Source organism: Streptomyces sp. NPDC031132, from assembly GCF_055570595.1.
Window position 1 is genome coordinate 1 of sequence record NZ_JBVIGX010000011.1, and the last position, 15277, is coordinate 15277.

Here is a 15277-nt window from a genome sequence, read left to right on the forward strand (position 1 = left end):
CCTCCCCCTCCTCCCCCCCCCCACCCCCCCCCCCACCCCCTCCCCCTCCCCCCCCCCCCCCCCCCCCCCCCCCCCCCACCCCTTCGCCTTCCGCTCCAGCCCCGCTCCTCGCCTCCCCGCCTCCCCGCTCCCCGCGCCGACTGGAGAACCGCCCATGCGCCGCCGCGTCTCTGTTTCGTACGGTCCGCTCCTCGCGCTGTTGCTGCTGGTCGCGGGCCTGCTCCTGCCCGCCGCGACGGCGACGGCCGCGGACAACGGCACCTGGGGGGTGTTCCCGACTCCCCCGGCGGGCGCCGCGATGACCGACCGCGCGTACTTCTTCCACCAGGGGGCGGCCGGGACCACCGTCGGCGACAGCGTGACGATCCTGAACTCCTCCGACAAGGAGCTGACCTTCCAGATCTTCGCCACCGACGCCGTGAACACCCCGGCCGGCGGCGCCTTCGCCCTGCTGCCGGTAGACCGGAAGCCCAAGGACGTGGGCACGTGGATGGCGCTGCCGCCCGAGACGGCGACGCCCGTGACCGTGCCGCCCAAGGGCCGCAAGGACATCCCGTTCACGGTGAAGGTGCCCGAGGACGCGACGCCCGGCGACCACGTCGGCGGGATCGTCGCCCTCAACACCGCCGTGGAGGGCATCCGGCAGGAGGGCAAGGTCCAGGTCGGGGTGAAGCGGCAGGTCGGCTCACGGCTGTACTTCCGGGTGCCGGGGCCGGTGACACCGGGGCTGAGCGTGGAGAACGTGAAGGTCAGCCGGTCCGCGCCGCTTCTGCCGTGGGTCAAGGAAGCCCGCGCCACGGTCTCGTACACGCTGGTCAACCGGGGCAACGTGGTCGTCGAGCCCAAGGTGGCGGTGTCCGCCGAGGGGCTGTTCGGCCGCACGGTGCTCGACCGGCCGGCCCGCGAGCTGAAGCTGGTGCTGCTGCCCGGCCAGCGGATCGAGCTGACCGAACCGTGGGCGGACGCGCCGCAGTCGGACTGGGTCACCGTACGGATCTCGGCGGGGGCGAGCGCCTATCCGGACCTCGCCTCGGCATCCGAGGCGGAGTTCGTCGCCGTGCCGTGGCCCGCCGCCGGCGCCCTGCTGGTCCTGGCGGGCGCCGCGCTCACCGCCTGGGTGCTTCGGCGCCGCCGCCGGTCCCCTGCGGAACAGGCCGAACCCGCACCGGACTTGGCGGCAACGCACTGACGGGCAAGGGCGTCCCCCCGGTGACGGCATCCGGCCTCCGCACTGGGCCGAGCGACCGGGCACCGGATCGGAAACGGAGCTCGCCCCCCGCGGGAGGGGTGCGGGGGGCGAGCGGGTCCTGCGGTCCTACGCGCCCTGCGGCGCGCGGTCGCCGTCAGTGGTTGCGGGGGAAGCCCAGGTCCACGCCCGCCGGGGCCTCGGACGGGTCCGGCCAGCGGGTCGTGACGACCTTGCCGCGGGTGTAGAAGTGGATGCCGTCGTTCCCGTAGATGTGGTGGTCGCCGAAGAGCGAGTCCTTCCAGCCGCCGAAGGAGTGGTAGCCCACCGGCACCGGGATCGGCACGTTGACGCCGACCATGCCCGCCTCGATCTCCAGCTGGAAGCGGCGGGCCGCGCCGCCGTCACGGGTGAAGATCGCGGTGCCGTTGCCGAACGGCGAGGCGTTGATCAGTGCCACGCCCTCCTCGTAGGTCTCGGCGCGCAGCACGCACAGCACCGGCCCGAAGATCTCGTCGCGGTAGGCGTCCGAGTCGGTCTTCACGTTGTCCAGCAGCGACAGGCCGATCCAGTGGCCCTTCTCGAAGCCGCCGACCGTGTAACCCGTACCGTCCAGGACCACGTCCGCGCCCTGGTCGGCCGCGCCCTTCACGTACGAGGCGACCTTGTCGCGGTGGGCGGCGGTGATCAGCGGGCCCATCTCGGAGGTCGGGTCGTTGCCCGGGCCGATCTTGATCTTCTCGGCGCGCTCGCGGATCTTCTCGACCAGCTCGTCGCCGATGGAGCCGACGGCGACGACCGCCGAGATCGCCATGCAGCGCTCGCCCGCCGAGCCGTAGGCGGCCGAGACCGCCGCGTCGGCGGCCGCGTCCAGGTCGGCGTCCGGCAGCACCAGCATGTGGTTCTTGGCGCCGCCCAGCGCCTGGACCCGCTTGCCGTTCGCGGAAGCCGTGGTGTGGATGTGGCGGGCGATCGGCGTGGAGCCGACGAAGGAGACGGCCGCGATGCCCGGGTGGGCGAGCAGCGCGTCGACGGCGACCTTGTCACCGTGGACGACGTTGAGCACACCGGCCGGCAGGCCGGCCTCGGACGCCAGCTCGGCCAGCTTGTTGGCGGCCGACGGGTCCTTCTCGCTCGGCTTGAGGATGAAGGTGTTTCCGCAGGCCACGGCCAGCGGGAACATCCACATCGGCACCATCGCCGGGAAGTTGAACGGGGTGATGCCCGCGACCACGCCGAGCGGCTGGCGGATCGAGGAGACGTCGACCCGGTTGGAGACGGAGGTCGACAGCTCGCCCTTGAGCTGCGTGGTGATCCCGCAGGCCAGCTCGACGATCTCCAGGCCGCGCGCGACCTCGCCCAGCGCGTCCGAGTGGACCTTGCCGTGCTCGGCGGTGATCAGCTCGGCGATGAGGTCGCGGTTGGCGTCCAGCAGGGCGCGGTAGGCGAACAGCACCTTGGTGCGGGCGGCCAGCGAGGACTGGCCCCAGGTCTGGAAGGCCTCCCGGGCGACCCGTACGGCCGCGTCGACCTCTTCGGCCGACGCCAGGGCGACCTGCGTGGTGACCTCGCCGGTGGCCGGGTCGGTGACCGGGCCGTAGTTGCCCGACGCGCCCTCGACGGTCTTGCCACCGATCCAGTGGTTGACGGTCTTCATTGCCTTGCTCCTTCACAGATGGCGACGTCGCTGCGCGGCTTGCCGGTCGTACTCTTCGCGGGCCGCGTTCGCGGACGCACGGGTCGCGGTCTCGGCCACAGGAACATCCCACCACGCCTGTGCCGGGGGCGGGCCCGACACAGTGTCGGGTGTTCGGGTCTGTGCGTAGACACATGTGGGTCGGTCCGCCTCACGCGCTTCCGCGAGGGCTTTCCGCAGGTCACCGATGGTGCGGGTGCGGATCACGGCCATCCCGAGGGAGGCTGCGTTGGCCGCGAGGTCCACCGGCAGGGGCGCTCCGGTGTACGCACCGTCGTCCGCCCGGAAGCGGTACGCCGTCCCGAAGCCCTCCCCGCCCACGGCACCGGAGAGGCCGCCGATGGAGGCGTAGCCGTGGTTGTCGAGGATCACCACCTTGATCGGGATGCCCTCCTGCACGGCCGTGACGATCTCGGTCGGGTTCATCAGGTACGTCCCGTCGCCGACCAGCGCCCACACGGGGCGGCCGGGGGCGGCGAGCGCGACGCCGATCGCCGCCGGGATCTCGTAGCCCATGCAGGAGTACCCGTACTCCACGTGGTACTGGTCGACCGAGCGGGCCCGCCACAGCTTGTGCAGGTCACCGGGCAGGGAGCCGGCGGCGTTGATCAGGATGTCGTCGGGGCCGACCAAGGCGTCGAGCAGCCCGAGCACCTGGGCCTGCGTCGGGGCGGCGTCCTCGTCCGGGGCCGCGCAGGCCCGGTCGACCAGCTGCTCCCAGCTACGTTTCTTTTCTTTGTACGCCGTCTCGTACGCGGGGTCCACGCGGTACCCGGCAGCCGCGTCCCGGAGGTCTTCCAGGCCGACCCTCGCATCGCAGACCAGCGGCCGGGCGGCGAGCTTGTGGGCGTCGTACGGGTCGAGGTTGAGCCCGAGGAAGCGGACGGCGGGGTTCTGGAACAGGGTCGCCGAGGCGGTGGTGAAGTCGGTGAGCCGGGTCCCGGCGGCGATGATCAGGTCGGCGCCGCGGGCCAGCTCGTCGGCGGTGGCGGTCCCGGTGTGCCCGATGCCGCCGACGTCGGCGGGGTGGTCGTAGGGGAGCGCCCCCTTGCCCGCCTGCGTGGAGGCCACCGGGATCCCGGTCGCCTCGGCGAACTCCGCCAGTGCGGCCTGGGCCGCGCTGTGCCGGATCCCGCCGCCGGCGACGATCAGCGGGCGCGCGGAGCCCCGTACGGCCGCGGCGGCCTGCGCGAGCTCGTCCCGGTCGGGCCGGGGCCGGCGCACGCCCCACACGCGCTCGGCGAAGAACTCGGGCGGCCACGCGTACGCCTCGCTCTGCACGTCCTGCGGCAGCGCCAGGGTGACCGCGCCGGTCTGGACGGGGTCGGTGAGCACCCGCATGGCCTGCAGGGCGGCCGGGATCAGGGCCTCGGGCCGGGTGATCCGGTCGAAGTGACGGGAGACGGGCCGCAGGGTGTCGTTGACGGAGACGTCCCCCGCGTAGGGCACCTCGAGCTGCTGCAGCACGGGATCGGCGGGCCGGGTGGCGAAGGTGTCGCCGGGCAGGAGGAGGACGGGGATCCGGTTGATGGTGGCGAGGGCGGCCCCGGTGACCAGATTGGTGGCGCCGGGCCCGATCGAGGTGGTGACGGCGTGGGCCGAGAGCCGCCCGCGCTGCCGGGCGTACCCGACGGCGGCGTGCACCATGGCCTGCTCGTTGCGCCCCTGGAGGAAGGGCATCTCCCGCGGGCCGCTCTCGAGGAGGGCCTGGCCGATGCCGGCGACGTTCCCGTGCCCGAAGATCCCCCAGGTGGCGGCGATCAGCCGCTCGCGGCGGCCGTCGCGCTCGGTGTACTGGGCGGCCAGGAACCGTACGAGGGCCTGGGCGACGGTGAGCCTCATGGGGTCTCGTCCTCCGCTCGGTGTCGGTGGAGTGGCAGCCGGGGGTCGGTGTCCTGGCCGGTCCAGGTGTCCCGGATCCAGCCGTGGTCGGGGTGGTCGCGGATCAGCCACTCCCGGGGCTGGCCCGGAGGCCCGGCCATGACGTTGAGGTAGTACATGTCGTGCCCGGGCGCGGCGATGGACGGCCCGTGCCAGCCGTCCGGGATGAGCACCGCGTCGCCGGTCCTCACCTCCGTGAGGATGTCGGTCTTCCCCGCGGGGGAGGGGGTGACACGCTGGTAGCCGAGGCCGGGGGTGTCCCCGTGCGGGGCGATCTCGAAGTAGTAGATCTCCTCAAGGCGGGACTCCTGGCCGGGGTGGAACTCGTCGTGCTTGTGGGGCGGGTACGAGGACCAGTTCCCGCCGGGGGTGAGGACCTCGACGGCGATGAGGCGGTCGCAGTCGAAGACGCCGGCGGCGGCGAAGTTGTTGACCTGCCGGGAGCACTGGCCGGCGCCGCGGATCTCCACCGGAACGTCCCGGGCGGGCCCGTACCGGGCGGGCAGCACGGTCTCGCACCGCGCCCCGACCAGCGCGAAGCGCCCTCCGACGGAGGACCCGATCTCGCCGTTCCCGTCCCGGGGCAGGTACGCGAAGTCGGTCGGCCCGCTGAACACATTGTCCCGCCCGCGCAGTTCGAACACCGAGGCCGGTGGCCCTCCGGGAGTCCCTCCCCCACCCCGCCCCTTCCCGAAACCGGGGCTCTGCCCCGGACCCGGCGCCTCAACCGCCGGCGGGGCGGGGACAGGCTCCGCGCAGCGGATCGTGCAGCTGCCGGCCAGCGGGAGGACGATCCACTCGTGGTCCCCGCACGCGTGCGCGTACCGCTCGCCCGGCGCGAGCTCCAGTACCCGCAGCGCGGTGAACGCCATCTCGTGCGACGCAGTCACCGTCACGGCTCCAGCACCTCCTCCACTTCCTTCGCGTACGGCATCGCCACCGAGCACGCCAGCCGTGACGCCACGATCGCCCCCGCTGCATTGGCGTATCGGATCACCCGCGCCAAGTCCCAGCCCGCCAGCAGCCCGTGGCACAGCGCCCCGCCGAACGCGTCCCCCGCGCCCAGCCCGTTCACCACCTCCACCGGCACCGGCGCGGCCTCCACCACCGTTCCGTCCCGCCGCATCGCCAGTACCCCGTCCGGTCCCCGTTTCACCACCGCCAGTTCCACCCCGGCCGCCAGCAGCGCCCGGGCCGCGGCCCGCGGTTCGGACTCGCCCGTCGCGATCGCGCACTCCTGCGCGTTGCCGACCGCCACCGTGGCGAGGCCGAGCGCCTGCGCGTACGCGTCCCCCGGTTCGCCCTCCCACAGCATCGGCCTCCAGTCGAGGTCGAAGACCGTGATCCCGGATTTCGCGCGGGCTTCCAGCGCGGCCAGGGTGGCGGAACGGCTCGGCTGCACGCTCAGGCCGGTCCCCGTCATCCAGAACACCCGGGCGGCCCGCACCGCCGCCAGGTCCAGCTCGGCCGGTTCGATCTCCAGGTCGGGGGCCTTCGGCAGCCGGTAGAAGTAGAGGGGGAAATCGTCCGGCGGGAAGATCTCGCAGAACGTGATCGGGGTCGGATAGCGCGCCGCCTCCCCCACCCACCGGTCGTCCACCCCGAACCCGCGCAGTTCGGCCCGCAGGTAGGCCCCGAAGGGATCCGCTCCGGTCTTGGTGATCACCGCCACCCGACGGCCCAGCCGGGCCGCCGCGACGGCGACGTTGGTGGGCGAGCCGCCCAGGAACTTCCCGAAGGTGTCCGCCTCCGCCAGCGGTACGCCCGTTCTCAGCGGGTAGAGATCCACCCCGATGCGCCCCATCGTGATCAGGTCGAACGCGACATCGTCCGCGGTGGTCACAGGCAGTCCTCCCAGTCGTCTTGCACCCTAAGGTGGCCGTCATGACGTCCTCCCCGCCCGCGTTGACCCGTATCCGCATCGGTTCGGCTCCGGACTCCTGGGGTGTCTGGTTCCCCGACGATCCCCTGCAGACCCCGTGGGACCGGTTCCTCGACGAGGTCGCCGACTCCGGATACGAGTGGATCGAGCTCGGCCCGTACGGCTATCTCCCCACCGACCCCGCCCGCCTTGCCGAGGAGACCGCCAAACGGGGCCTGCGCGTCAGCGCCGGCACCGTCTTCACGGGACTCCATCACGGGCCCGCCGTCTGGGCGGACACCTGGGAGCACGTGTCGCGGATCGCGGCGCTCACGCAGGCCACGGGCGCGGGCCACCTCGTCGTCATTCCCTCGTTCTGGCGGGACGACAAGACCGGCGAGGTGCTGGAGGACCGCACGCTCACGCCCGCGCAATGGCGTGAACTGGCCACGCAGACCGAGCGCCTGGGCCGGGAGGTGCAGGACCGGTACGGGCTGCGGATCGTCGTCCATCCGCATGCGGACACGCACATCGACACCCCGGAGAACGTGGCCCGTTTCCTGGACGCCACCGATCCGGACCTGGTCTCCCTGTGCCTGGACACCGGGCACTACGCCTACTGCGGCGGCGACAGCGTCCAGGCCGTCGAGACGTTCGCCGAGCGGATCGGCTACCTCCACCTCAAGCAGGTAGACCCGCGGATCCTCGCCGAAGTCGTCGCGGAACAACTGCCCTTCGGACCGGCCGTGGCCCGCGGGGTGATGTGCGAGCCGCCGTCCGGGGTGCCCGCACTGGAACCCGTACTCGCGGCCGCCCAGCGGCTCGGCGTGGACCTCTTCGCGATCGTGGAGCAGGACATGTACCCGTGCCCGCCCGACCGGCCGCTGCCGATCGCCCGCCGCACCCGCGCCTACCTGCGCTCCTGCGGCGCCCGCTGACCATTTGGAGGGATACGAACATGAGCACGCTGGGCATCGCCGTCATCGGGACGGGGAAGATGGGCGCCGACCACGTCCGCCGGATCGGGCGGACGGTGGGCGGGGCCCGGGTGGTGGCCGTGGCCGACCCGGACGGCGACCGGGTCAAGGCGGTCGCGGCGGGGCTGGACGGCGCGAGCGCGCACACGGATCCGGCGGCGGCGATAGCCGCACCCGGGGTGCAGGCCGTGCTGATCGCTTCTCCGGGGCCCGCCCACGAGGAGGCGATCCTGCAGGCCCTGGAGCGGGAGCTGCCGGTGCTGTGCGAGAAGCCGCTGACCCCGGATCCGGCGGGGGCGCTGCGGGTGATGGAGGCCGAGCAGCGGCTGGGCCGGCGCCTGGTGCAGGTGGGGTTCATGCGGCGGTTCGACGCGGAGTACGAGCGGCTCAAGGAGCTGCTGGACGCGGGCGGGATCGGCCGACCGCTGTTCCTGCACTGCCGGCACCGCAATGCCTCCTCGCCGTCGTTCTTCACCAGCGACATGCTGATCAGCGACTCCGTCGTGCACGAGGTCGACGCGGCGCGCTGGCTGCTCGGGCAGGAGATCACGGCGGTGTCCGTGCTCTCCCCGGCGCCCACCGCGGCGGCCCCCGAGGGGCTGCGCGACCCCCGGCTGGTGCTGCTGGAGACCTCGGGCGGGGCGATCGTGGACGTGGAGATCTTCGTCAACTGTGGCTTCGGCTACGAGGTGCGCTGCGAGGCGGTCGGCGAGGCGGGCAGCGCCCAGATCGGCGAGGGGCAGGCGATGGTCGTCCGGTCCGCGGGCCGCAGCTACGGGGAGATCCCGCAGGACTTCACCGTGCGCTTCGCCGACGCGTACGACCGCCAGCTGCGGCGCTGGGTGGCCGCGGCCGCGCAGGGTCGGGTGGCCGGGCCCGATGCCTGGGACGGCTACGCGGCGGCCGCGGTCTCCGCAGCGGGGCTCACTGCCGCGCACAGCGGCGTACGGACCCCGGTGGAGCTGGTGGAACGGCCGGCCCTGTACCGCTGAGCCGCCCTCCCGCCCCGCTCCCCGTTCGCCGCTCGCCTCCTATCCGTTGTGCCGCATCTGTCACAGGCGTCGCCCTTGTGTCACGTATATCCGCATGACGCGGGTTTTCCGTCACAGCAACTCAACAGCCCCTCCCCCGCCTTCACCCTCCGTCGTTGTCCGGGCACAACCTGACTGATCGTCTGTGTCCACGCGTCGGCTCCCCCGACGGCCTCCAGGCCGGCCCCGCGGCGTGGACAAGGAGGTGTCGTCGATGAGCGACCGACAGCTGTGGTCGTACAAGGAGATCGCCGCCCACATCCGGGTCCAGCCGGACACGGTGCGCTCGTACCGCAAGCACGGCCTGCTCCCCGCTCCCGACCACGTGGAAGGCGGCAAGCCCTACTGGTACGCCGACACCATCCGCGCCTGGGTGGCCCGCCGCCCCGGCAACCGGGGCCGCCGCGAGGACTGACCCCCACGCTCGGGGCCCTGCGGACGGGACCGCCGGGGCCCCGTCCACAGGGGGGAGCCGCCCCCAGCCGCGGCGGCTCCCCCCACCGGCCCCCCACCGGCCCCCATCGCCCCCTAGCGGCTTCCCGCGGGTATCCGGTCCGGCTCCGGTGCCTCCCCCGGCACCTGCGGCAGCGCTCCCGGCTCGGACTCCCCCTCGCTCAGCCCGAACCGGTCGTGCAGTCGCCGCAGCGGGCCCGGCGCCCACCAGGTGGCCTTCCCCGTCAGCTTCATGACCGCCGGAACCAGGAGGCTCCGTACGACCAGTGCGTCCATCAGCACGGCCAGTGCGATCCCGAGCCCCAGCATCTTGGTGTTGGTCACCCGGGAGCTGCCGATGGCCACCATGACCACCGCCAGGATCACGGCCGCCGCGGTGATCAGCCCGCCCGTGCGGACCAGTCCGGTGCGGACCGCCCCCTCGTGGTCCCCGGTCCGCTCGTACTCCTCCTTGATGCGGGATATGAGGAACACCCCGTAGTCCATGGAGAGTCCGAAGGCGATGCAGAACATCAGGACGGGCAGGGTGGTCTCGATGTCCCCGGTGGAGGTGAAGGAGAGCAGTCCGGACAGGTTTCCGTCCTGGAAGACCCACACCACCGCCCCGAACATCGCCGTCAGGCTCAGCGCGTTGAGCAGCACCGCCTGGACGGGTATCAGCACGCTCCCGGTGAGCAGGAAGACCAGCAGCAGCGTGGCCAGGACCACCAGCGCCAGGGCGGCGGGCAGCTTCTGCGCTATCGCCTTCTGGGCGTCCACGAGCACCGCCGCCTGCCCTGTCACCGAGGTGTCGAAGGGCGCGTCCACCTTGCGCACCTCGCCGACGAGGTCCTGGGCCCGCTGCCCCACCGCCTCGCCCTCGGTGGCCACCGAGAAGTACGCGTACCCCGGCCGGGCCTCGGAGCTCACCGGCCCGGCCACCCGCACCCCGGGCAGCGCCGCCAGCCGGTCCCGGTAGGCGGCGAGGTCCGCGGGACCGGCCGCGCCCTCGGCCAGCACGGTCAGCCCGGCGCCGGGGCTGCCCGGGAAGCCGTCGCGGATCTGCTGCTGGACCAAGTGGGACGAGGCGGTCTCCGGCAGCTGCCGGTCGTCCACGGTGCCGAACTTCACCCCGAGGAAGGGCAGTCCGAGGAGGAGCAGCCCGGCCGTGGTGGCGATGGCGAACACGGGGGCCCGGCGCATCACCAGCGCGGTCGCCCGCGCCCAGCCCCGACCGGCCTCGGCGTTCGTGCCCGGCGCCCCCGCAGCGGCCCGTCCGCGCCTGCGCCGCCACAGCCGCCGCATGTCGAGGGAGTTGACCCGCTCCCCGAGCAGCACCAGCGCCGCCGGCAGCAGGATCAGGGCGGCGGCCGCCGCGAGCAGGACCACCGCGACCCCGGAGTAGGCGAAGGACCGCAGGAAGTACATCGGGAAGAACAGCATCGCCGAGAGCGAGACGGCCACGGTCAGCGCCGAGAACAGCACCGTGCGCCCGGCGGTCCGCAGCGTGGCCCCGACGGCTGCCACCGGATCCCGCCCGGCCGCCAGCTCCTCGCGGAACCTCCGCACGATGAACAGGGCGTAGTCGATGGCGAGTCCGAGGCCGAGCGCGGTGGTCAGGTTCTGGGCGAAGACGGAGACGTCGGTGAACTCGGTGAGGCCGCGCAGCACGGCGTTGGTGCCGAGGATGGCGACGATGCCCACGCCCAGCGGCAGCAGCGCGGCGACGGCACTGCCGAAGACGATGACGAGCAGGACGAGGGTCACCGGCAGGGCGATCACCTCGGCCCGCAGCAGGTCCTCCTGGATGGTGGTGGTCACCTCGCGCTGGACGGCGACGGGCCCCCCGAGCGAGACCTGCACCGGCCCGTGCTCGCCCCGGTAGCGCGGGGCGATCCGCTCCAGCACCGCGGCGCGGGTCTTCTCGTCGCCGAGCACCCGGGCGGCGATCAGGGCCTGCCTGCCGTCCTCGGAGCGCAGCGCGGGCAGGTGCGTGCGCCAGTACGAGCCGACCCCGGCCACCCCCTGCTCGGAGGCGAGTTGCGCGGTCAGCCGCTCGGCCTCGGCGGCGACGGCGGGATCGTCCACCTCGGCCGCCCCCGCCCTCGCGCCGGCCCCGGTGCCGGTGCCGGTGCCGGTGCCGGTGCCGGTGCCGGCGTCCACCAGCAGGAGCAGGTTGGGCTGGGAGCCGGGGAACTCGCGCTCCAGGACCTTGGCGGCATAGGTGGACCGGGCGTCCGGGTCCTCCCAGCCGCCGCTGCCCATCCGGTCGGCGACGCCGCCGCCCGCGAGGACGGCCAGTGCCGTGACCACGAGGGCGAGCAGCAGCGAGAGCCGCGGCCTGGCCGTGACGATCCGGGTCCACCGTCCGCTCTCCCCTGGCGACGGCGGTTTTTTGACTTCGGACATGACTCGGTGTCCCCTTCACCGTGATTGCCAGGCAACTTAGACTGGCAAACACGAGCAGTCGCTCGCGTTTTCCAAGAATGCGAGCGCCCTCTCGCGTTTGTCAATCACCCACGGGAAGCAAAGGACGTGACATGCCGGAGAGGCCGCAGGTCGAAACCGCCACAAAGGCCCCGAAGGCCACGAAGAAGGCTGCCGCGCCCCGGCGCCAGGCCCGCGGGGAGCGCCGGATCGCCCAGCTCCTGGCGGCCGCCGCCAGCGTGTTCTGCCGCACCGGCTACGCCGCGGCCAGCACCAACGCGATCGCCCGCGAGGCCGAGGTCTCGCCGGGCACGCTCTACCAGTTCTTCCCGAACAAGGAGGCCATCGCCATCGAGCTGGGCGGCCAGCTGCTCCGGCGCGCCCACGAGATGCACGGCCAGGCCTTCCTCCCCGAGAACCTGGACAGGCCCCTGCCCGAGCTGCTCGACGCCGTCCTGGACCCGGTCATCGCCTTCAACTGCGAGAACCCGGCGTTCTGGGCCCTCATGCACGGCTCCGGCATCCCCGGCATCACCCAGGAGCACGAGGAGCTGCACTCCGGGCTGCTGACCCGGGTCCAGGGCATCCTGCGCAGCTTCTGCCCGGACGGCACGCCCGACGAGATCACCCACGTCTCCAACATGATCCTGGGCATCTTCAAGGCGTCGCTCGACCTGATCCTGGCGAGCGAGGGCGCCGAGCGGGCCGCGTACGTCGCCGAGCTGAAGACCGTACTGCTGCGCTACCTGGAGCCGATGACCACGTCGTCCCGCGCGCACTGACGTACATCCGGAACCGGGCCGGAAGTGGCGCCGAACGCTCGCATTGATACCCCCTAGGGGTATAGTCTCCAAGAGTCGGGAGGACGGTAAAGCGAAACCGCCGGCCCCGGCGACCGGAAACGCCCTTGAAGAGGAGAACGACATGACCGCCGAGACGGACACCCAGACCACCACCGTCTACCGGGTGACCGGCATGACCTGCGGGCACTGCGAGGGCGCGGTGACCACCGAGATCTCCGCCCTGCCGGGCGTCAGCTCGGTCAAGGCCGTCGCCGCGACCGGCGAGGTCACCGTGGTCTCCGCCGCCGCGCTCGCCGACGAGGACGTCCGCGCCGCCGTGGACGAGGCCGGGTACGAGTTCGCCGGCCGAGCCGCCTGAGCACCCTCTCCTCCGCAGTACCCCGCCGGGTCGTGCCGGCCAGCTCATACTGGTTCCGTACGACCCGGCCCTCCCCCTGGAGCCGGACATGAGCAGCAGCACAGTGCACGACGGGCCCATAGCGGCGGCCGGAGCCGCCGAGGTCGAGCTGAGCATCGGCGGGATGACCTGCGCCTCCTGCGCCGCCCGCATCGAGAAGAAGCTGAACCGGATGGACGGGGTCACCGCCACGGTGAACTACGCCACCGAGAAGGCCCGTGTCTCGTACGGCGGCGGAGTCCAGGTCACCGACCTGATCGCGACCGTCGTCAAGACCGGGTACACGGCCGAGGAACCCCCGCCGCCGGAACCGGAACCGCGAGCAGAGGCCCCCGAGGCCGCGCAGGCCGGGGCCCCCCGCGACCCCGAACTGGCCGCGCTGCGCCAGCGACTGCTGGTCTCCGCCGTGCTGGCCCTGCCCGTCGTGCTGCTCTCGATGATCCCTGCCCTCCAGTTCGACAACTGGCAGTGGCTCTCGCTGACCCTGGCCGCCCCCGTCGTGGTCTGGGGCGGCCTCCCCTTCCACAAGGCCGCCTGGACCAACGCCCGGCACGGCGCGGCCACCATGGACACCCTGGTCTCGGTCGGCACGCTCGCCGCCTTCGCCTGGTCGCTGTGGGCCCTGTTCTTCGGCCACGCCGGGATGCCGGGCATGCGGCACGGCTTCGCCCTCTTCACAGCTCAAGGGGGCACGATCTCGCGTACGGACGGCTCCTCCGCGATCTACCTCGAGGTCGCCGCCGGCGTCGTCACCTTCATCCTGCTCGGCCGCTACCTGGAGGCCCGCTCCAAGCGCAAGGCGGGCGCCGCGCTCAAGGCCCTGCTGGAGCTGGGCGCCAAGGACGTCGCCGTCCTGCGCGGCGGCAGCGAGGTACGGATCCCCGTGGCGCAGCTCGCCGTCGGCGACCGCTTCGTCGTGCGCCCCGGCGAGAAGATCGCCACCGACGGCACGGTCGTCGAGGGCGCTTCCGCCGTGGACGCCTCGATGCTGACCGGCGAGTCCGTCCCCGTCGAGGTCGGCGTGGACGACTCCGTCGCCGGCGCCACCGTCAACACCTCGGGCCGTCTCGTCGTCGAGGCCGCGCGGATCGGCTCCGACACCCAGCTCGCCCGCATGGCCAGGCTCGTCGAGGAGGCGCAGAACGGCAAGGCCGAGGTGCAGCGCCTCGCCGACCGGATCTCCGGGGTCTTCGTACCGGTCGTGCTGGTGCTGGCGCTCGGCACCTGGGTCACCTGGCTGCTGATCACCGACAACCCCACGGCCGCCTTCACCGCCGCCGTGGCCGTCCTGATCATCGCCTGCCCCTGCGCCCTTGGCCTGGCCACCCCGACCGCGCTCATGGTCGGGACCGGGCGGGGCGCGCAGCTCGGCATCCTGATCAAGGGCCCCGAGGTCCTGGAGTCCACCCGCCGCGTCGACACGGTCGTCCTCGACAAGACCGGCACGGTCACCACCGGCCGGATGACCCTGTCCGGCGTGCACACCGCCGCGGGTACGGACGAGCGCGAACTGCTGCGCCTCGCGGGCTCGCTGGAGCACGCCTCCGAGCACCCGATCGCCCGGGCCATCGCCACCGGCGCCGCCGAGAGGGCCGGCTCCCTGCCGGCACCGGAGTCCTTCGAGGCCCTCGCCGGGCTCGGGGTCCAGGGCGTGGTCGACGGGCACGCCGTCCTGGTGGGCCGCGAACGCCTGCTGGCCGACTGGTCGATCACCCTGCCCGCCGGCCTCGCCGAGGCCAGGGCGGCCGCCGAGGCCGCGGGCAGCACCGCCGTCCTGGTGGCCTGGGACGGGGCGGCGCGCGGGGTCCTGACCGTGGCCGACGCGGTCAAGGAGACCAGCGCCGAGGCGGTGTCCCGGCTGCGGGCGCTGGGCCTGGCCCCCGTACTGCTGACCGGCGACAACAAGGCCGTGGCCGAGACGGTGGCCCGCGAGGTGGGCATCGACGAGGTGATCGCCGAGGTGCTCCCGCAGGACAAGGTGGACGTCGTGCGCCGGCTCCAGGCGCAGGGCCGTACGGTCGCCATGGTGGGCGACGGGGTCAACGACGCGGCAGCGCTGGCACAGGCGGACCTGGGCCTGGCCATGGGCACCGGCACCGACGCCGCGATCGAGGCGGGCGACCTGACCCTCGTACGGGGGGACCTGCGGGTGGCGGCGGACGCGATCCGGCTCTCCCGGCGGACCCTGGCCACGATCAAGGGCAACCTGTTCTGGGCGTTCGGCTACAACGTGGCGGCCTTGCCGCTCGCGGCCGCCGGCCTGCTCAATCCGATGATTGCGGGGGCAGCGATGGCGTTCTCCTCCGTTTTCGTGGTGAGCAACAGCCTCCGGTTGCGATCCTTCCGCTAGTGGATCTTCTCCCCACTGCGCGCACACTTCCTTCACAGGAGACGCAGATCACAGTGATTGCAACGTAACCATCTGGCACTGCAGTGGGTCTAATGGGGCGATGCCGGGAACGTCTTGGGGGACGTTCACGGGGGTCTTGGGGGACGTCCGGGGCATCAGCCGGCCGGGACGCGTGCTCAACGGGGTGCTTTGAGCGGCCCTCCCGACCCGTACGGGTCCCGGCAGACACCCACCGG

Annotated in this window: 12 protein-coding genes; 7 read left to right on the plus strand and 5 right to left on the minus strand. The window is 72.8% G+C overall.

The window, feature by feature from the left end; genetic code table 11:
• The first annotated feature begins 154 nt into the window (after nt 1-154).
• On the plus strand, nt 155-1189 hold the full coding sequence (locus ACZ49B_RS18280; RefSeq protein ID WP_468306781.1) for a WxL protein peptidoglycan domain-containing protein: 1035 nt from the start codon (nt 155-157) through the stop codon (nt 1187-1189).
• 154 nt (nt 1190-1343) lie between these two features.
• Here the strand turns inward: ACZ49B_RS18280 and ACZ49B_RS18285 are convergent, their stop codons facing one another.
• From ACZ49B_RS18285 to iolC, 4 genes are read right to left on the minus strand one after another with little or no spacing between them, the layout of a single operon-like run.
• Nucleotides 1344-2843, minus strand: coding sequence for a CoA-acylating methylmalonate-semialdehyde dehydrogenase (locus tag ACZ49B_RS18285; protein WP_468306784.1), 1500 nt, complete (start codon nt 2841-2843; stop codon nt 1344-1346).
• A gap of 12 nt (nt 2844-2855) precedes the next feature.
• Nucleotides 2856-4724: a 3D-(3,5/4)-trihydroxycyclohexane-1,2-dione acylhydrolase (decyclizing) gene (gene iolD, locus ACZ49B_RS18290; RefSeq protein WP_468306786.1), complete on the minus strand. Its 1869-nt coding sequence runs from the start codon at nt 4722-4724 to the stop codon at nt 2856-2858.
• Nucleotides 4721-5635 carry a 5-deoxy-glucuronate isomerase gene (iolB, locus tag ACZ49B_RS18295; RefSeq protein ID WP_468307229.1) on the minus strand — a complete coding sequence of 305 codons (915 nt, stop codon included), beginning with the start codon at nt 5633-5635 and terminating at the stop codon, nt 4721-4723. The genes iolD and iolB overlap by 4 nt, the downstream gene beginning before the upstream one ends.
• Nucleotides 5636-5655: 20 nt before the next feature.
• Nucleotides 5656-6567 (minus strand): 5-dehydro-2-deoxygluconokinase, encoded by a 912-nt coding sequence (gene iolC, locus ACZ49B_RS18300; protein WP_468307232.1) that lies wholly within the window; start codon nt 6565-6567, stop codon nt 5656-5658.
• An 80-nt stretch (nt 6568-6647) separates the two neighbouring features.
• Here iolC and ACZ49B_RS18305 point away from each other — a divergent pair, with 80 nt between their 5' ends.
• From ACZ49B_RS18305 to ACZ49B_RS18315, 3 genes are all read left to right on the plus strand, one after another.
• A complete protein-coding gene (locus tag ACZ49B_RS18305) occupies nt 6648-7562 on the plus strand; it encodes a sugar phosphate isomerase/epimerase family protein (RefSeq protein ID WP_468306788.1) in 915 nt (304 codons plus the stop codon).
• Nucleotides 7563-7582: 20 nt separating this feature from the next.
• Nucleotides 7583-8593 carry a Gfo/Idh/MocA family protein gene (locus ACZ49B_RS18310; protein ID WP_468306791.1) on the plus strand — a complete coding sequence of 337 codons (1011 nt, stop codon included), beginning with the start codon at nt 7583-7585 and terminating at the stop codon, nt 8591-8593.
• A gap of 253 nt (nt 8594-8846) precedes the next feature.
• Complete coding sequence (locus ACZ49B_RS18315; protein WP_053674774.1) at nt 8847-9047, plus strand: helix-turn-helix transcriptional regulator; 201 nt, start codon at nt 8847-8849, stop codon at nt 9045-9047.
• 113 nt (nt 9048-9160) lie between these two features.
• Here the strand turns inward: ACZ49B_RS18315 and ACZ49B_RS18320 are convergent, their stop codons facing one another.
• Complete coding sequence (locus ACZ49B_RS18320) at nt 9161-11473, minus strand: MMPL family transporter (protein WP_468306796.1); 2313 nt, start codon at nt 11471-11473, stop codon at nt 9161-9163.
• 131 nt (nt 11474-11604) lie between these two features.
• On the opposite strand from ACZ49B_RS18320, the gene ACZ49B_RS18325 reads away from it, so the two are divergent.
• The 3 genes from ACZ49B_RS18325 to ACZ49B_RS18335 all read left to right on the plus strand — a co-directional run bounded on the left by ACZ49B_RS18325 (nt 11605) and on the right by ACZ49B_RS18335 (nt 15041).
• Nucleotides 11605-12273, plus strand: coding sequence for a TetR/AcrR family transcriptional regulator (locus tag ACZ49B_RS18325; protein ID WP_468306798.1), 669 nt, complete (start codon nt 11605-11607; stop codon nt 12271-12273).
• 142 nt (nt 12274-12415) lie between these two features.
• Complete coding sequence (locus ACZ49B_RS18330; protein WP_053785573.1) at nt 12416-12652, plus strand: heavy-metal-associated domain-containing protein; 237 nt, start codon at nt 12416-12418, stop codon at nt 12650-12652.
• Between the two features lie 88 nt (nt 12653-12740).
• The gene (locus ACZ49B_RS18335) at nt 12741-15041 is read left to right on the plus strand and encodes a heavy metal translocating P-type ATPase (protein WP_468306801.1); all 2301 of its coding nucleotides are present in this window, start codon (nt 12741-12743) and stop codon (nt 15039-15041) included.
• Nucleotides 15042-15277 lie beyond the last annotated feature (236 nt).